The following is a 17,933-nucleotide window of genomic DNA, read 5'->3' on the forward strand; positions in this document are numbered from 1 at the left end:
GGTTCCCGGGCAGCGCGATCACGACACGCGGATGAGGACGATGTGAGAAGAGGTGATGGCATCATCGCGACCACGCTGCAGTGTGTCGAAGAAGTAACGTTCGGGGAAAGGAACTTCGCAAATGCGAGAACGTTCCCAACTTGGCATGCCGGTGCCGAAACATGGGCGGGGCTTCTACGATCATGATCGCACAGAGGAGATGGTGAGATGCGCATTGCGCAGGTAGCTCCGTTGACGGAGGCTGTTCCACCCAAGCTATATGGCGGCACCGAGCGGGTGGTGCATTGGTTGACGGAAGAGTTGGTGGAGCTCGGGCACGATGTAACGCTGTTCGCCAGTGGCGACTCGCAGACATCGGCCAAGCTGGATGCGCTGTGGCCGAGAGCGCTTCGGCTCGACGGTTCCGTGCGTGATCCCAACGCGCTCCACATGGTGTTGCTCGAGCGCGTGCGGCAGAAATGTGACGACGAGGAGTTCGACTTCCTCCACTTCCATCTCGACTATTATCCCTGGTCGTTATTTCACCGGCAGCCGACGCCCTTCCTGACCACGCTGCATGGCCGGCTCGACCTCCCGGAGCATCAGCCGGTCTTCAACACCTTCTCCAAGATGCCCGTCATCTCGATATCCAACGCGCAGCGGCGGCCGGTGCCGCAGGCGAACTGGGTGCAGACGATCCATCACGGCCTGCCGGAGAATTTGCTGACGCCGAAGCCGGCGAAGCAGGAATACCTCGCCGTGCTTGGCCGCATCGCGCCTGAGAAGGGTGTCGACCGCGCCATCAAGATCGCGACCCATTGCGGCATTCCGCTGAAAATCGCGGCCAAGGTCGATCGTGCCGATCAGGATTACTACGACGAGCTGATCTGGCCGATGATCGAGAACAATCCGCTGGTGGATTTCATCGGGGAGATCGGTGACCACGAGAAGTCGGAATTCCTCAGCGGTGCGCTTGGCCTTCTGCTGCCGATCGACTGGCCGGAGCCGTTCGGCCTCGTGATGATCGAAGCCATGGCCTGCGGCACGCCGGTCGTTGCCTTCAACCGAGGCTCGGTGCCCGAGATCATCGACGACGGGCTGACCGGCTTCATCGTCGAGGACGTGCTCAGCGCGGCCGGTGTCGTCGGCCGCCTCGCGCAACTCGACCGTGCCGCCATCCGCAAGCAGTTCGAGACGCGCTTCACCGCGCGGCGCATGGCGCTGGACTATCTCGCGGCCTACCGCCGCCTCGCCGAGGAGAAGGCGCCGCGGATCAAGCTGGTGAGCAGCGCAGAGTAAGTCGTCTCCGCGACTTTAGTGTCCCGATGCGCTGCAACGTCCTTGGCGTTGCAGCGCAGAGACGTGTCTACCTCACCATCGCCCGCTTCGGCTCCACGATCTCGAACATCCGTGGAAACTCGTCCATCAGGCCCATCAGCTCGGCGAGCTTCATCGGATTGCCCGCGAGCTTGACCTTGCCGGCCGCGACCGCCTCCGGAAAGCTAGTCAGCTTGGCGATCACCTCGTCGAGCGTGGAGCGCGCCAGCGTGAAGCTGGCATCGGCGACCTCCGCCTGCACACCCTCGGTATAGGTGAGCGCACAGTTCTCCAGATTGAGCACGAAGGTCTCGCCGGTGTCCGAGAACTTCCAGTTCAGCACGATGCGCTTTCCGTCCGCCTTCGGACCGTTGAGGCGGATGCCGAGCACGTCCCAGAGCTGCCCGGTGCGTAGCGCAGCCAGCGTTTCCCGCGGCATAGGCGGGCGTGCCGGCACTTTCGGCATGCCCTGGCGCAATTCCTGCGCGCCGAACAGATAGGCGTTGCGCCAGGTCGCGCTTTCGGCGGCGTAGCCGAGCTGCTCCAGCGTGTCGGCCAGCAGAGCACGCGCCGCCGCGTGATCAGGTTCGGCGAAGACGAGATGGCCAAGCGCTTGGGCGACGAAGCGGAACTCACCCTTGTCGAAATCCGCACGAAAACGGCAACAGATTGTGGAAATTGTGCGTGCAGTTCTCGGCGAGGTTCAGCACCTTGTAGCGCGGGATGAAGAAGTGCATCTCCGCGGGCGCTTCGCTGTTCGGCGCCATCTGGAATTCGAACTCGACGCCGTCGATGACGCGCCTGTCGCCGGTCGCCATGATCAAATCGGTCGGGCGCAGCAGTGCAACCGATCCTGCCGCCATCGACTTGCCGAGCCCGCAATCGACCTGCCCCCGCGCGCCCTTGGCGAGCAGCGGCCCGAACTGGTACTGGGCACGGCGCAGCATCGCGGAACCTGCGATGATGTTCTCGGAGATCGCATGCTCCATGAACAGGTTCGGCGCGATGATCGGCACGCGGGCAGTGGCCAGCGCATCCTCCTCCAGCACGCCGCGCGCCCCGCCCCAATGGTCGGTGTGGGTGTGCGTGAAGATGACGGCCGCGACCGGCTTCGGGCCGCGATGCTTGAAATAGAGATCGAGCGCGGCCCGCGCGCCCTCGATCGAGGTCAGGGTGTCGACGACGATGACGCCGCTATCCCCCTCGATCAGCGTCATGTTGGCGATGTCGAGCCCGCGCACCTGGTAGACACCAGGCACGACCTCGAACAGGCCGTGCTGCATGTTGAGCCGCGACTGCCGCCACAGGCTCGGATTGACCGTCGGCGGGGCCTCTTCAGTTGACAGGAAGCCGTAAGGCTCGAGGCTCCAGACCGTCCGCCCCTGCGGGGTCGTGACCGCCGCATTGTCGATCGTGCCGAGGAAGCCGCGCGCGGCGTCGTCGAAATCCCGCGTGTCGGAAAACGGCAGCGCGCTCAGCATCGCCGCCTGCTGCGCGATGACGGACGCGCTCGCGTCCTTCGGCTCATTGCTGCTGTCGGTCATGTTTTCCTCCCGGCCCGTTGAGCGGCATCTAACCGCATCTCGCGGTCGAATGCCATCACCGGAGGCGGCGAGAGGACGGTGGATGTCTGCTCGTCCCCTTCCCCTCGTGGGAGAAGGTGGCACCGTCTATGCCGCGTGCGCGGCCAGTCCTTCCGCGACCGCCGTTGCAACAGCCGCTTCCGCCGCCCGCAATTCCCGCGCCAGCACATAGCCGCCGCGATTTTGCTTGGCCCGGTACAGCGCCTTGTCGGAGCGCGACAGCAGCGCTTCCGCGGTGCGTCCGTCGTCCGGCGCGACGGCGACACCGACGCTGACGCCGAGCTCGATCACCTGTCCGTCGACGTCGTAGGGTGCGCTGATCGACTGCACGATGTGTTGCGCCATCGCCTCCGCATCAGTTGCCGCGCCCTGCACCAGGACGAATTCGTCGCCGCCCATGCGGATCAACAAATCGTCCTGCGTGACAAGCGCCTTGAGCCGCCCGGCGACCTGCTTCAGCAACGCGTCACCGGCGGGATGGCCGAACCGGTCATTGGCCTCCTTGAAGCGGTCGAGATCGAGCGTATGGACCGCGACCATCCCGGCTGACAACATCCGGGGCAGGTCCGCAGCCAGCACCGAGCGGTTGGATACGCCCGTCATCGAATCCGAGCGCGCGAGTTGCTCGAATTTCCGCTTCAGCGTGATCTGGCTGATCGAGGCGTTGAAGCTCAATCGCACCATCTCGAAACTCGCGACCACGTACATCAGAATGAGCAGCCCGAGGCCGACGTGGCGAAGATCCGGCTGCATGAAGGTGACGATCGCGGTCGGCCCGGCGATCGCGACCAGATCGAGCAGCGCCGCGACGGGGCGCAGCGCCAGCCGCGCCACCACGCCGGCACCGAAGCCGAAACCGATCCCGATCGCCATCACGGAGCAGAGCGCGTCACCGAGCATGATGCTGCGCGCGGCGAACACGCCAAGCACCAAGGCCGTCGCGACGGTGCCGGCAATATAACGCCGCTCCCAGGCCGTGGCCTCGGCCCGATCGAGTTGCGGTGAACGCGCGAGACGACGACGGAAAGCAAGAATTTCGAACAGACGGACGATCGCCACCACGACACCGGCGACCGTCAGGATCGCCGTCGCCATGTCTCCGGTCTCGTAGGTCGTGATCGCGCCGACCATTGCGAGGCAGGCGGCCGCGAGAATGTTCGGCATCGTGGTGCCGTGCAGGCCCCCGATGACTTCCAGATAGACGGCGTCGGAAATCGACGCCCGTCCGGATTCCATTCTGTCGAAGAACATGCCAGCTCCCATCCACTGGCATGGTCGTATCTCATATCCGTAAAAATGGGTGCATCGCACCACGCTGGCATTGTAGCGCGCGGGTTAACCGCGCGTTAGCCATGCGTGATCGCTGGCCCGCATCACATCCCGAGCAGCCTCGGCAGCCACAACGACAGGCCCGGCCAGTAGGTCACCACCACCAGGAATCCCAGCATCGTCAGCAACCATGGCCACACCGCGACCGTGAGCTCGGTGATGCCCATCTTGGCGATGCCCGAGGCGACGTAGAGATTGAGGCCGACAGGCGGATGGCAGAGGCCGACCTCCATGTTGACCGTCATCAGGATGCCGAAATGAATGGGGTCGATGCCGAGCTTGACCGCGACCGGAAACAGGATCGGGGCCATGATCAGGATGATCGAGGACGGCTCCATCACGTTGCCCGCCACCAGCAGCAGGAGATTGACGAGCAGCAGGAAGCCGATCCATCCCAAGCCCTGGTCGATCATCCATTGCGCGAGCGCTTGCGGAACGTTCTCGTAGGTCATCAGGAACGAGAACAGCACGGCGTTGGTGATGATGTAGAGCAGCATCGCCGAAAGGTTCGCCGACGACAGCAGCACCCGCGGCACGTCCCGCAGCTTGAGATCCTTGTAGATGAACACCGCGACGATGAAGGCATAGACCGCGCTGACGGCGGCAGCCTCGGTCGGCGTGAACAGCCCGCTGTAGATGCCGCCGATCACGATCACGATCAGCAGGATGCCCCAGATCGACTTGCGGAACGCATCGAAGCGCTGCATGAACGTCGCCTTCGGCATCCGCGGATAGTCGTTGCGCCAGGCGCGATAGAACGTCGTGGCTCCGAGCAGGAACGCGAGCACGAGTCCCGGTATGATGCCGGCGATGAACAGCTTGCCGACCGAGCTGTTGGTGGAGACGGCGTAGAGAACCATCGGGATCGACGGCGGGATGAGGATGCCGAGCGAGCCCGACGTCGTGATCACGCCGGCGCCGAACCGCTTCGGGAAGCCTTGCGCGACCATGGCGGGCAGGATCACCGAACCGATCGCCACCACGGTCGCCGGCGAGGAGCCGGAGATCGCGGCGAACAGCGCGCAGGCGACCACGCCCGACAGCGCCAGACCGCCGTACCAATGGCCGACCAGCGAGGTAGCGAAATCGATCATCCGCCGCGCCACGCCGCCATGGGTCAGGAAGTTGCCGGCGAGGATGAAGAACGGGATCGCCATGATCTCGAAATTCTCGATGCCGGTGAACAGCTTCAGCGCCACCGATTCCGTCCGCACGTCGGTCAGCGTGAACATGAAGCTGAGCACGGTGAGGCCCAGCGCGATCGAAATCGGCATGCCCGTCAGCATCAACGACAGCAGCAACGCGAACACGATGACGACACGCAGGCCCTGCGGCAGCGTGATGACGTGAGCCGCATGAGCGAAGCACAAGGCGACGATCAGCACCGGCAGCAGCATCAGGATCCAGCCGAGCGGGCTGCGCTCGTCCCGGACGACCTGGGTGGGCGTGACCGGGGCAGGATGCACCGGATCCACCTCGACGCCTTCGACGCCGGCCATGTCGTGATGCGGCAGCTCGCCGGTCCGGTAGAACGACCAGGCGACCTGCAGGAAGCGGAAGCACATCAAGCCGGAGCCAATCGGAATGGTGAGGTACACCATCCACATCGGCGCCTCGAGATCGTTCGACTGCTGGCCGGCCTGCCACATCTGGCCGACGAAAGCGGCACCGAAATAAGCGACGATGGCGGTGAAAAGCGCGCCGCACAGCAAGCCGAAGGTGATGACGCGCCGGCGCGATCCGCCGGGCAGGATATTGACCAGCACGTCGACGCCGACATGGATGCCGGTCCGCACGCCATAGGCGGCGCCGAACTTCGCCATCCAGATGAACATGTAGATGCAGAGTTCCTGCGCCCAGGACAGGTCGAGCGCCGCGAGCCAGACGAACGCGGCTCGCATGGGAACTGCGAGGAAGGTCAGGTTGCGGGCTTCCGCCCATTTGGCGATGTCGATCGACAGCCCGGCGCCGTAGCGGTGCAGCACGGCGACGAAGATGAGCGACGTCGCAGCCGCGATCATCGTCGCGATCAGCCATTCCTCGAGATGATTGAGCACACGATTCAGCACACGCAGCAACTTCGTCCCCCCAGCATTGGCTCGTCCATTCAAGAGCGAAACGGCCGGGAGTGCGATCACCCCCGACCGTTGCTATTGTTCTCGTAGAGCGCGGCCGTCAGTTCATCTTGACGTCGAGTTCCTTGGCGACGAGATCGAGCACCTCCTGCCCGACTCGGCCCTTTGCCCATTTATAAGTCGGTTGCATCGCCTCCTGCCAGGCCTTGCGATCGGCGTCGGTGAGGTAATGCAGAGTCGTCTTGCCGGTCTTCTTGATCTCGGCCAGCGCGTCCTCGTTCTCCTGGCGCGCAATCGAGTTGGTGTAGTCCGTCGCATCCGCCATCGCCTTATCGAGCTGGGTGCGGATATCGGGCGGCAGCCCCGACCAGAATTTCGAATTGACGATGACGGCATATTGCAGATGCGCGTGATAGGACACGGTGATGTCCTTCTGCACCTCGTAGAATTTCTGCGTCAGATAGTTGGATGCGGTGTTCTCGCAGCCGTCCACCACGCCGGTCTGTAGCGCCTGGTAGACTTCAGAGAAAGCCATGATTTGCGGGATCGTCCCGAGCAGGCGGAAATACTGGTCCGCGACCTTCGATCCGGAGATGCGGACCTTCAGGCCCTGGAAATCGGTCGGCTTGACCAGAGGACGGTTGGCGGAGAGCATATGGAAGCCATTGTCCCAATAGGCGAGCCCCGTGATCCCCTTGGACTCGAGCTTCTGGAACAGCCACTTGCCGACCGTGCCCTTCATCGCGTTGGAATAGGTCTGGTCGTCCTTGAAAAGCCAGGGCAGGTCGAGCGCCTCGAACTCCTTGATGCCGAGCGGCGCGAATTTGGCGGTCGAGGGCGCAAGCATCTGCACGGAGCCGAGCTGCAGCGCCTCGATCTCCTCCTTGTCCTTGTAGAGCGTGGAGTTCGGGTAGATCTCGACCTTGACCTTGCCGTCGGTGTATTTCTCGGCGAGTTCCTTGAACTTCAACGCACCCTTCCCTTTCGGGGTGTCGTTGGCGACGACGTGGCTGAATTTGATGATGATCGGAGTTTGCGCCTGCCCGACGGCAGGGGCCAGAACCAGCGCGGCGGCCGCGACCGCGAGAAGCAGTTTGCGCATGAAGACCTCCCCAACAACCTCGAAATCGGGTTCTTTTTGTTTTGCAGGTCAGTAGTGGCAGCAATCCATATGCCGAACAACTAGACCTAAGCCCAATTTGCCGCAGCCAAGCTATCTTGACGGAAGCGGTCTAGGCAACCCGCGATCCGCACCCTACGACCGAAAGAGCGTTATGTCGCATCGCGGCAAGGCATCAGCTCTTGCGCCGGGCGACCATGAACAGGCGACGGAACGGAAACAGGGTCTGCCCCGCCGCATTCTTCGGATAGGCCTTCGCAACCCGCGCGCCATAGGCGGCTTCGAATGCGATCTTCTCCTCGCCTGCGAGCACGTCGAGGTAGCGCGTCAGCCAGGTCCCCTTGGTCCATTCCTTGACGGGGTTCTCGCCTTCGAGCACCTGCAGATATTCGGTCTCCCAGATGTCGATGTCGTCAGACATCGGCGCAAGCAGATCGTGATAGAAGGCGGGCGCCTCGACCGGCGGCGGCGTGACGAGATGCTCGACCTTGGACCGCCACGGACCATCGAGCGCGGTCTCGCCGATCAGCACATGGGAGGGCGCCAGAAAGTTGCGCGGCATCTGCACCGCGAGCATGCCGCCGGGCTTCACTTGCTCCATGACCGACGGAAACAATGCCGCATGATTGGGCAACCAGTGCAGTGCGGCATTGGAATAGATCAAGTCGTACTGACTGGCGGGACGCCAATCGCCGAGATCCTCGTGCGACCATACCACATCGGGCGCAGCCTTGCGGCCGGCGGCAACCATTTCGGCCGAGCCCTCGACGCCGGTCACGTTCGCCTCCGGCCAACGCCCCTTGATCAGTTTCGTCACGTTGCCGGCACCGGCGCCGAGGTCGGCGATCTCGCGCGGACCAAAATCCGGAATCCGCATCAGGAGGTCCACGGCGGGCCGCAGCCGGTGGCCTGAGAATTTCAGATATTGCTGCGGATCCCAGACCATCGTTCAACGCCTTTTTCTTTTTCAGTTTCCTTCAACGGCGCTCTTGGTTACCACTGCTCGTCCCGCTCAGGCAATTCGCAAGGCTCGCGGGACGGGCAGGAAACGAACAGCAACAAGCAAGAACCGGACAAAAGAGCGTGCGACCATGGACCTCGGGCTCAAATCGAAAACCGCTGTCGTCACCGGCGCGAGCATCGGCATCGGCCGCGCCATCGCCAAGGGTCTCGCCGCCGAGGGCGTGCGCGTCGTCGGCGTCGCGCGGCGCACCGATCTTCTCGCCGAGCTGGTGAGGGAGGAAGGCTCCGGGCTGATCACGCCGTTCGAGCAGGACGTGATGGCCAAGGACGCGGCGGAGAGGATCGCAGCCTTTGCATCGAAGGAGCTCGGCCATGTCGACATCCTCGTCAACAATGCCGGCGGCAGCCGCCCGCTGCCGGTCGATGCGCCCGACAGCAAATGGGACGAGGCGATCGCGCTGAACTTCACCAGCTATCGCCGCATCGCGCATGCGGTTCTGCCGCAGATGATCGAGCGCAAATGGGGCCGCATCGTCAACATCACCGGCAAGTCCGAACCCGAAGGCCTCAACGCCGCCTTCGCCGCCAAGGCAGCGGTCCACGCCTGGGCCAAGGGCCTGTCGCGCGAGATCGGCGAGCACGGCATCACCATCAACTGCATCCCGCCCGGCCGCATCATGAGCGAGCAGATCCGCCGCAACTACGCGCCCGATTATCGCGAGCGCTTTGCGGAAGAGGAAATCCCCGTGGGCTATTGGGGCGAGCCGGAAGATCTGGCGGCACTCGCGGTGTTCCTGGCCTCACCGGTGGCGCGCTACATCACGGGGACGGTGATCCCGGTGGATGGCGGCTTGCGGCGGTATCAGTTTTAGGGGGCAGCCGTAGGAGTGAGCAGAGCGCAGCGGAACCCGTCGACAACATCCCGAGAGGTTCGATGATCGAGAGATACTCCGACCACGCAGCAAACGAGCGGACTTTTCTCGCCTGGGTCAGGACGGGCATCGCGATCATCGCGTTTGGCTTTGTCGTCGAGAAATTCAACCTCTTCGTCCGAACCATCGCCGAAGCCAGCAGGACGGACATCGGGTCTCGACTGCAATTCGATCGCTTCACGGGCGCGTTCAGTCACTATGACGGCTTGGCGCTGATCCTGATCGGGATCGCCATCATCGTGATTTCGCTCATTCGCTTCATCAGGATCGGCCGAATGATCGACGACGCACAACCCCATTCCGCCGCCGGCATCAAGGCCGAACTGGTACTCGCCGTGGTGCTGGGCCTGATCGTGACGGCGATGACGGTCTATTTTGCACTCTGACTTCGTCGTTGATCACCGCCCCCGTAGGATGCTTGCTTCCCCCTGGAAACAATACTGCACGCCAGATCACCGGCGTGGCGGGGCCATGCTGTCGGTCGGCAGGTCGTCGATGCTCAGCCAGTGGCTCGAGCTGCTGCCTAGTCGTGGAGCCGTGTTTGCCAGTCTGAAGGCACGGCCCCAGCCGGCCCCGGCACCGGCTGATCCGACGGATGGGATTGAGGGTCCTGAAGCTTCGGGCCGACGAAAGCCTCTCCCGTCCGATAGTCGTAAAACCATCGCTCGCCCGGCTCGAAGCTCGTGATGATCGGGTGACCTGTCGCCGCGTTATGCTTCGACGCGTGCTGGTTGGGTGACGCATCGCAGCAGCCGATGTGGCCGCATTCGGTACATCTGCGGAGATGAAACCACCACCCGCCTGCCGCTGAACAGTCCGCGCAACCCGTTCCGCTCGGCTTGGCTGCGAGGTTGATGCCGTCGCTCTCAGATGTCATAGGTCAATCCACTGGAAGTGCCGGCGGTCACCGCCGATGCATTCACGCCGCGATCTCCGCCACGATCGTGTTTTGCCAGTGTTTTGCCCGACGGGTCAACGTCACGGTCGCCCGGAGCCCAGTCCAGGCGCCGCGGGAAATTCAAGTGCTCGATCAAGCGACGTCCGACCCCGATCATCCGCATTCGCGAACCGGGAGGTTCCGCGCAATCGGCGTCGGTCCCTACTTCCGGAACGGTCAACCGGCCAGCGCGTTGTCTCCTATATGGTAAGGAGAACATCATGAGCGTTGAAGGCAAGATCAAGGAAGGCGCCGGCTACGTCAAGGAAGAGATGAACGAGCACGGCAAGGATCCCGAGAGCCAGCGCAAGGCGCAAGAGGGACGCGATCTTCGCAACGAGGGCCGCATGGAAGACGGCAAGCCCCCGAAGACCACGAAGCCGGGCACCGGCCACTAATCCGATCTGATTTCATACCGCCTCCGGCTGTGTCCGGGGGCGGTTTCATTTTTGGAAGCAAAGAGCGCGTGGGGCGCGTTGCCCCGAAGCCGCCGCTGCTCAAACCTGACCGAGGAAAGTTCATGTCAAAGAAACCGCTGGCCGAGATCGCAAAGGACATGGCCGGTATCGACATCGCCATTCTTTCGACCCACACCGACAATGGCGAAATCGCCAATCGTCCGATGAGCAACAACGGCGACGTCGCCTACGATGGCACCTCGTATTACTTCACCTATGAACAGGCCCGTACCGTGTCGGATATCCAGCGAAATCCGAAAGTTGCGCTCGGATTTTCGTCAGAAGCAGGTCTCTTCTCGCAAGGGATTTACGTCGCCGTGGAAGGAACGGCCGAGCTGATCCGCGACAAGGCTGTTCATCAACAGCATTGGACCAACGACCTCGACAAGTGGTTCGACAAGGGCATCGACACGCCGGGCATGGTCCTGATCAAGGTGAAGGCCAACCGCATCACTTACTGGAAAGGCCGTGAAGAGGGCGAAGTTACGCTCTGATCGGCACGGTCGATTGTGCGGCGATTTTTTCGGTGGTTCTTCCGGAATCGTGAATCAGGTGCCATCACCATCGCACAGTGGCCGAATCTGATCCTTTGGATCGTGATCGTTGCTGCGGCTCTGCTCTGGTTATGGCCAGCCGCAGGTCAAACCAACACCGCAGTGAAAATCGTCATGAGGGGCGGCCTGGTCATCTGGGGCTTCGACGAGATCCTTCGTGGCGTGAACCCCTGGCGGCGCTGTCTCGGCGCCGCCGTGGTGTTGTATCAGATTGTGGCCCTTCAGCCTTGATGGAGCTTACCGGCACAATCGCTCTCGGTGTTTTGCCCAACGAGTCAAATCGACCGAGCGGCAAATGCGGTCGTGAATCGGCCCGAAATTGCCTTATCAATCAATGGCCTTCTACTGTGCATGGGGTTGTTTTTCGAAATTTTGCATTGGGCTTCGAGACAAAATTGTGCGGGCGCCGCTCACCCCGCCTGCAGGATCTCCGCAATCGCCGCGCCCGTAGCGATGGTGCCTAGCTTGCCTCCGACATCGCGCGTCGCCCTGCCCTCGCCAAGCGCCTTCGCCACCGCCGCCTCGATCGCGCGCGCGGCCTCCTCGTAGCGGACAGCGCCGCTTCTCTCGCCGTGCCAGGCGAGCAGCAAGGCTGTCGACAGAATCAGCGAAACCGGATTGGCGACGTCCTGACCGGCGATGTCGGGCGCCGAGCCGTGCGCGGCCTGTGCCATGGCGTAGCGGTCACCGACATTGAGGGAGCCGCCGAGGCCGAGGCTGCCGGAGAGCTCCGCCGTGAGATCGGACAGGATGTCGCCGAACATGTTGGTGGAGACGATCACGTCGAAACGACCGGGGTTGCGGACCACATGCGCCATCATGGCATCGACCAGGATCTCGTCGACGCCGAGGCCCGGATAGGCCTTTGCGATCGAGCTGGAAGCGCTCGGACGCCGCGCGCAGCACACCCGATGTCGCGGTCGTGATCTCGGGCCCGATGCCGTCACCGGGCAGAACGACGATTTGCATGGCGATTTCCTGACATTTGCAGCAGCGACGCGATCATACGCCGGCGTGAGCCGGCATCGCCTCAGCTTCGCGCATACACCGCATGCAGGCATATGCCTGTGGAAGCGGAGCCAGCCGTAGTACATGCCGAATTGCGCTATCGCCACGCCGCCCGGGCAACGCGCGAACGCAGTGACACCAAGGCAATGACAATCACGTTACCTGCCGCCGCGCGCGAGCCCGACCACACCACGTCTGATGGCCTTCCGCCCGCGCAGCGGCGCTGGGCAATTGCCGCGATCTTCACCGCGCTGGCGATGGCCTCGCTCGACACCGCGATCGCCAACATCGCCCTGCCCGCCATTGCCGCCGATCTTCACGTCTCGCCGGAGCAGTCAGTCTGGGTCGTCAACGTCTACCAGATCGCGCTGGTGGCGACGCTGCTGCCGCTTGGCGCGCTCGGCGAGATCATCGGGCACCAGCGCATCTATCTCGGCGGCCTGATCCTGTTCACCATCGCCTCGCTGCTCTGCGCGGTGGCGTGGTCGCTGGACAGCCTGCTGGTCGCGCGCACGCTGCAGGGGCTGGGGGCCAGCGGCATCATGAGCGTCAACACGGCGCTGGTGCGCTTCGTCTATCCTGGACGGATGCTCGGCCGCGGCTTCGGCCACAACGCGCTGGTGGTCGCGACCGCCTTCACGGTCGGACCGTCGGTCGCCTCCGCCATCCTGGCGGTCGGCCCGTGGCCGTGGCTGTTCGCGGTCAACATTCCCTTTGGCCTCGTCGCGATCGGCATCGGCTTTGCGATGTTGCCGAAGACGCCGCGGGCGGAACACGGGTTCGACTTTCTCGGCGCGCTCCTGGCGTCGGCCTGTCTCGGCCTGTTCATCACCGGCATCGGCAGCGCCGCGCATAATCTGTCGCCGGTGGTCGTGGGCGTCGAGTTGCTCATGGCGCTCGTGCTCGGCTTCGTCCTGATGCGCCGGCACGCCGATCACCCGGCGCCGATGCTGCCGATCGACCTGTTCAGCCGGCCGATGTTCGCGTTGTCGGCCGCGACCGCGGTGTGCTCCTTCGCCGTGCAGGGCCTCGCCTTCGTCTCGCTGCCGTTCTATTTCGAAGATGTGCTCGGCCGTTCGCAGGTCGAGACCGGCTTCTTCATGACGCCGTGGCCGCTGGTGGTCGGCATCATGGCGCCGATCGCGGGACGCCTGTCCGACCGGTACGCGGTCGGTGTGCTCGGCGGCATCGGCCTGGTGCTGCTCGGCATCGGCATGGCGCTGCTCGCGACGCTTCCGGCCAACCCCGCCATTGCCGACATCATCTGGCGGATGGTGATCTGCGGCATGGGCTTCGGCTTCTTCCAGGCGCCGAACATGAAGGCGGTGATGTCAAGCGCGCCGCCGCACAGGAGCGGCAGCGCCTCGGGTATCGTCGCGACGGCGCGCCTGACCGGACAGACCACGGGGGCGGCCCTCGCGGCGCTCTGCTTTTCGCTCGCCGGCCACGACGGCGCGACCGTCGCGCTGGCGCTTGGTGCCGGCTTTGCCGCGCTCGGCAGCGTGATGAGCTTCTTAAGGCTGGCGGTGAAGTAGACCGAACAGGCTCGCGCTCTCAATCGGCGCCCTGCCCTTCATGGGACCTTCTGCGCGATCGGACGGCTCACGATCGCTGCGGCATCGAGTGGCTCGCATTTGATCGTCCGCGTCAGCCTTGGCGGGCCTTTCCAGCCAGCAGTCTCGCTCAGGGGCGCAAACGTGCCTCCTTGCGGCGTCAGGATGATCGGCTCCGACTTCAGGCAGAGATCTGGAAATGCGAGACCATGGCCGCCGCCTTGGCCAAACCGCCCAACCAGCGTCTGGGAGGCCTGCATCCGAGTCGCCGGCGAGGCCCGCATCGTGCGGTCGGGGTCGAAGGCGCGATAGCACGGCCAGTCGGTGTGGTTCGCCTCGAACTCATAGGCGATCCGGCAGGCTGTGCCGGCCGATTTCACGAACGGCGCATCCGACGGCGCGGCGGCGTCGCGTTCGAAAACCAAGGCCTGCAGCGTCAACACTTCGGTCGTCGCGCTGGACACATCCGGCTTGCCCGTTTCGTTCGCTATTTCCCCACGCGAAAACACCAGCTTGGTCCTCGGTCGCGCCTCCCTGGTCTCCAGCACCAGCACGGGCCTCTCCGCCCACGAGCGGTCCAGGTCCACGTCACCGCTCCCCATCGTCAGCCGCACGTTGCCAACCGATGGATTGTCCCTGGCAAAATCGATCGCGCGAAGGTGCACGCTCGACTTCGACGCCTCGAGGCTCAGGAATCGCAGATCGTCCACCTTGCGCGTGACCGGCATCATCGGATCGAAGCGATCGTCGATGTTGAACCGGACGATCTTCTTCAGCTTGGCCGAAAGAGGTCCTTTGGCGGCGAGCGGCGGCGCAACGTCGATCACAAGCAAGGCACCGTCGGGCGAAAAGCTGTTGCCGAAGGCGCGCTGCCAAACCTCTGTCAGCGGCGAGTCCGTCCGCTGATCGAGGTCCCGCGCGAAGTAGATCTGCTGTCCGGCGCGAACCAGCGGAAAGTTCTGAAATGCACCGAGCGCCGCACCCTTGCGAACCTCCGGTTCGGGGAAGGTGACGCATTTGGACTGATCGTCGTCGTCGGACTCCTCGACCTTCCTGGAGGCAGAGCGGGAGCAGAAGCTCAGATGCTGTTCCCTTGTCTTCTGCGCGCTGATCGACGTCGCGTAGATCGGATCCGGACTTCCGGGCACTTCCATCGGAAGCGGAGAGGTCGCGAACATGTCGACCTCCACCCTGCTGAGCGAAGGACCTGCGTCGACCGAGCAGAGATCCCGGGCGGGCAGCGTGTTGGTGAGGAGGTGCGCCGCATCGGCGCCGACGATGCAGGACATGCTGTCCTGCGGATTATTACGGCTCATCCAGACCAGATGGTCCTTGCCCGCGCCATCGACCAGGAGATGCGGCGCCGCGTGCCGGCGGCGCGGCGGCAACCAGACCGGCATGGTCTCGGACAGCATGGGCACGCGCTTGAGCAGCACTTCCGGCAACCGCGTCACGCCGACCGAGCGCAATTCCGCGCTGACGGCATTGGGATCGGTGGTCCAGTCGAGAACGGGAACATCCGCGCATGTGATGCAGGTCACCGCGAGATTGGAGCGCAGGTTCTCGAACATGAGAATGACCTGATCTGGGTCGCTGCCGTATTTGGCCGGCGCGATCGCCTTGAACGGATGATCGACCACGCGGCTGACCAGAAATCCATTTGACCGCGACGGGTCGGAGTCGAATTCGAAATAGGTCGATCGGTCCCAGCCGCGAAAGGCGCCGTATCCTCCGAGACTCACGCCTGCCAGAACCATCTTGGAGTCGGTCTGGCAGCGCGCCGCGCTGCTCTCGTGATTTCCATTCCGGATGTAGAGGCAGAGTCGAAATGCCGCGTTCTGGAGAATGCGATCGCAGTCGTTCTGGTTATAGCCATAGGTCGCAAGGCCATGGCGATAGCACAGATCATGAAAGACGCAGGCCTGCCTGAAGCGTTGCAGGACGAGATGGCGCTTTTGGTTGGAATCCCTGCCGCCGTCGAAGAATACGTTGGCCCAGCGCGGCAGGCTGCAGTTCAACCCCTCGCCGCTGCCACCGATGGTGCTGACGACGTCCGGCCCCGATTGAAAGGTCGTGACGGTGGCGGGCATCTCCCCGTCGGTGATGTCGTCGACGTTCTTGTAGATGGAATCGGCGATGAAGGAAGGCAGATAAGCAAAGACCAGCACCGCGAGAACGATCAGCGCAACCGAGCAGCGGATCAATTTCCTGAACATGGCTTACCCCCGCTAAAGCTTTTCCGGCAATGACGTCGGTCGCAATGGCAGACGAGCACTGGGCCTCGCGGGCCAATTCAAAGGCTCGCGTGGAACGTCCAGACGCTGAAAATCGCAGCGGTGTCGTCCTGATGACGATCAGCTTGAGGTTGTCTTGCTGTCAAGCCGGGATCTCACACATGACAGCCAGTTTTGATATCTGGCGGACCGCCGCACAACGCATCAAAGCGTCGTGGGCGGTTCCATCGCGCTGCGGATATCAGGCCAGATGGCGAGCCTCGGTTGCGGCCACAGCCACGGCCGGACTCGGGATTTGGTCGTCCAGCGCCGCCAGCCGCTCGTCTATGGCGGCGATGACCTTGCGGGAGAACGGTCCGAGATGGGCATAGGCGGCGATCATCTGGACCGCAATGCGTGCCGATGACGTGTCGCGCTTGGCGCAGTTCATGAACGTCTGCCACAGCGGCCCGCGCGCCTCGGGAAGCGCGGAGACCACACGATGCACGGTCTCCATCGCACCGAGCTTGGCGCGGATATCCCCTTCCGCAAGTTCGTGGCGCTGCCGCGAACGGTCGAGCAGCGTCATCAAGCGGTCGACGCGTCCTGCATAGGCGGCAGGGCTGTAGACGTGCTCCAGCACGCGCTTGTAGTCCGTCAGGATGTCGCGCAGCGGGCGCACCGGATCGAAATTGATCCCGGCCGTGCACTGATCGGCGCCGATGGTCGGCGCCACATCGTGGCCGGTGTGGAGCCGGCCCTCGCGCTCCAGGCGACGCGTCAGCTGCGTGTTCGGCAAGGCATAGAGCAGTCCGACCATGCTGACGGGAATAGCCGCCTCCTCGATGAAGTCGATCATGGCGTCCGCCATGGAGACCTTCTCGTTGTCGAAGCCGACGATGAAACCCGCGGTGACGAGCATGCCGGCGGCGTAGATCTTGTGGATGCTCTCGGCGATGTTGCGCCGCGTGTTCTGCTTCTTCCGCATCGCGACCAGCGTCGCCGGATCCGGACTTTCGATGCCGACGAAGATGGCGAAGAAGTTTGCGGCTCCCATCAGCTCGAGCAATTCAGGGTCGTCGGCGAGATTGACCGAGGCCTCGGTTGACAATTCGAAAGGATAGCCGTGCGCGCGCTGCCATTCGGCAAGCTGCGGCAGGAATTGCCGCAGCGACTTCTTGTTGCCGATGAAATTGTCGTCGACGAAGTCGAGGTGGCCGCGATAGCCCATCTGATAGAGCCTCTCGAGCTCGACGAACATCTGCTCGATCGTCTTGGTCCGCGGCACGCGGCCATAGAGCTCGATGATGTCGCAGAACTCGCAGGTGAACGGACAGCCGCGCGAATATTGCACACCGAGATAGAGATAGTCCTCGAACTTGAGCAGGTCGAAACGCGGCACCGGCGTCTTGGTCACGTCCGCCTGGAATTTCGGTGCGGTGAAGGTCCCGGACCGCGCGCCGCCTTCCCAGGCCGCGATGAAATCGTCGATGACGCTCTCGGCCTCGCCGAGCACCCTGAAGTCGGCCCGTTCATAGATGTGCGGGCTCGAGGTCGGATCCGGTCCACCCACGACCACCGGCTTGCCTGCGGCACGGCAGATCTCGATGAGGCGCAGCGTGTCGGCCTGCTGCGGCATCATTCCGCCGGTGAAGACGACGTCGGCCCAGGCCAGATCCTCGTCGCTGAACGGCGCCGTGTTGCAATCGATCAGCCGGACCGTCCAGCTTTCGGGCAGCATCGCCGCAACGGTGATCAGGCCCAAGGGAGCGGCCGGGCGCTTTACGCCCAGCACCTTGCAGGATTCGCCAAAGGTCCAGAAGGATTCCGCCGAGAACAGCGGGTACAGCATCAAAACGTTAGGACTTGGCAATTCATGGAACTCCTTCTGGCGTCGGCGCAGTGTAGCAAA

Annotated in this window: 15 protein-coding genes and 3 pseudogenes; 7 read left to right on the plus strand and 11 right to left on the minus strand. The window is 63.5% G+C overall.

What is annotated here, in order from left to right:
- The first annotated feature begins 207 nt into the window (after positions 1-207).
- Positions 208-1,278 (plus strand): glycosyltransferase family 4 protein, encoded by a 1,071-nt coding sequence (locus JQ580_RS20020; protein ID WP_212281943.1) that lies wholly within the window; start codon positions 208-210, stop codon positions 1,276-1,278.
- A gap of 67 nt (positions 1,279-1,345) precedes the next feature.
- On the opposite strand, the pseudogene JQ580_RS20025 reads toward JQ580_RS20020, so the two are convergent.
- From JQ580_RS20025 to JQ580_RS20045, 6 genes and pseudogenes are all read right to left on the minus strand, one after another.
- Positions 1,346-2,840: pseudogene (locus JQ580_RS20025) on the minus strand (alkyl/aryl-sulfatase).
- A 126-nt stretch (positions 2,841-2,966) separates the two neighbouring features.
- Positions 2,967-4,130: a GGDEF domain-containing protein gene (locus JQ580_RS20030; RefSeq protein ID WP_212281944.1), complete on the minus strand. Its 1,164-nt coding sequence runs from the start codon at positions 4,128-4,130 to the stop codon at positions 2,967-2,969.
- 122 nt (positions 4,131-4,252) lie between these two features.
- Positions 4,253-5,533 carry a TRAP transporter large permease gene (locus tag JQ580_RS34235; protein WP_249134313.1) on the minus strand — a complete coding sequence of 427 codons (1,281 nt, stop codon included), beginning with the start codon at positions 5,531-5,533 and terminating at the stop codon, positions 4,253-4,255.
- A gap of 216 nt (positions 5,534-5,749) precedes the next feature.
- Positions 5,750-6,229, minus strand: a pseudogene (locus JQ580_RS34240) (TRAP transporter small permease); the annotation flags it as partial.
- A 154-nt stretch (positions 6,230-6,383) separates the two neighbouring features.
- On the minus strand, positions 6,384-7,385 hold the full coding sequence (locus JQ580_RS20040) for a DctP family TRAP transporter solute-binding subunit (protein WP_212281946.1): 1,002 nt from the start codon (positions 7,383-7,385) through the stop codon (positions 6,384-6,386).
- Positions 7,386-7,578: 193 nt separating this feature from the next.
- Entirely contained in the window at positions 7,579-8,349 is a 771-nt protein-coding gene (locus JQ580_RS20045; protein WP_212281947.1) for a methyltransferase domain-containing protein, read from the minus strand.
- A gap of 145 nt (positions 8,350-8,494) precedes the next feature.
- On the opposite strand from JQ580_RS20045, the gene JQ580_RS20050 reads away from it, so the two are divergent.
- Together JQ580_RS20050 and JQ580_RS20055 are read left to right on the plus strand one after the other, a co-directional pair.
- Positions 8,495-9,238, plus strand: coding sequence for an SDR family NAD(P)-dependent oxidoreductase (locus JQ580_RS20050; protein ID WP_212281948.1), 744 nt, complete (start codon positions 8,495-8,497; stop codon positions 9,236-9,238).
- 62 nt (positions 9,239-9,300) lie between these two features.
- Complete coding sequence (locus JQ580_RS20055) at positions 9,301-9,684, plus strand: YidH family protein (protein WP_212281949.1); 384 nt, start codon at positions 9,301-9,303, stop codon at positions 9,682-9,684.
- A 137-nt stretch (positions 9,685-9,821) separates the two neighbouring features.
- Here the strand turns inward: JQ580_RS20055 and JQ580_RS20060 are convergent, their stop codons facing one another.
- Both JQ580_RS20060 and JQ580_RS20065 read right to left on the minus strand, forming a co-directional pair.
- Positions 9,822-10,175: a UBP-type zinc finger domain-containing protein gene (locus JQ580_RS20060; protein WP_212281950.1), complete on the minus strand. Its 354-nt coding sequence runs from the start codon at positions 10,173-10,175 to the stop codon at positions 9,822-9,824.
- Complete coding sequence (locus JQ580_RS20065; RefSeq protein WP_212281951.1) at positions 10,165-10,332, minus strand: hypothetical protein; 168 nt, start codon at positions 10,330-10,332, stop codon at positions 10,165-10,167. Before JQ580_RS20065 ends, JQ580_RS20060 begins: the two co-directional genes overlap by 11 nt.
- Positions 10,333-10,456: 124 nt before the next feature.
- Here JQ580_RS20065 and JQ580_RS20070 point away from each other — a divergent pair, with 124 nt between their 5' ends.
- From JQ580_RS20070 to JQ580_RS20080, 3 genes are all read left to right on the plus strand, one after another.
- On the plus strand, positions 10,457-10,633 hold the full coding sequence (locus tag JQ580_RS20070; protein ID WP_199580927.1) for a hypothetical protein: 177 nt from the start codon (positions 10,457-10,459) through the stop codon (positions 10,631-10,633).
- 68 nt (positions 10,634-10,701) lie between these two features.
- Positions 10,702-11,187: a pyridoxamine 5'-phosphate oxidase family protein gene (locus tag JQ580_RS20075; RefSeq protein WP_311982464.1), complete on the plus strand. Its 486-nt coding sequence runs from the start codon at positions 10,702-10,704 to the stop codon at positions 11,185-11,187.
- A 15-nt stretch (positions 11,188-11,202) separates the two neighbouring features.
- A complete protein-coding gene (locus JQ580_RS20080) occupies positions 11,203-11,478 on the plus strand; it encodes a hypothetical protein (protein WP_212281952.1) in 276 nt (91 codons plus the stop codon).
- 179 nt (positions 11,479-11,657) lie between these two features.
- Here JQ580_RS20080 and JQ580_RS20085 read toward each other — a convergent pair.
- Positions 11,658-12,116, minus strand: a pseudogene (locus JQ580_RS20085) (isocitrate/isopropylmalate family dehydrogenase); the annotation flags it as partial.
- 285 nt (positions 12,117-12,401) lie between these two features.
- On the opposite strand from JQ580_RS20085, the gene JQ580_RS20090 reads away from it, so the two are divergent.
- Entirely contained in the window at positions 12,402-13,790 is a 1,389-nt protein-coding gene (locus tag JQ580_RS20090) for an MFS transporter (protein ID WP_212281953.1), read from the plus strand.
- A gap of 38 nt (positions 13,791-13,828) precedes the next feature.
- On the opposite strand, the gene JQ580_RS20095 is transcribed toward JQ580_RS20090, so the two are convergent.
- Both JQ580_RS20095 and JQ580_RS20100 read right to left on the minus strand, forming a co-directional pair.
- On the minus strand, positions 13,829-16,024 hold the full coding sequence (locus tag JQ580_RS20095) for a hypothetical protein (protein ID WP_212281954.1): 2,196 nt from the start codon (positions 16,022-16,024) through the stop codon (positions 13,829-13,831).
- A 259-nt stretch (positions 16,025-16,283) separates the two neighbouring features.
- Entirely contained in the window at positions 16,284-17,873 is a 1,590-nt protein-coding gene (locus JQ580_RS20100) for a B12-binding domain-containing radical SAM protein (RefSeq protein WP_212282116.1), read from the minus strand.
- Between the last annotated feature and the right edge of the window lie 60 nt (positions 17,874-17,933).

The sequence above is a fragment of the Bradyrhizobium sp. SZCCT0148 genome (assembly GCF_018129985.1).
In the GTDB taxonomy this organism is placed as follows: domain Bacteria; phylum Pseudomonadota; class Alphaproteobacteria; order Rhizobiales; family Xanthobacteraceae; genus Bradyrhizobium; species Bradyrhizobium japonicum_H.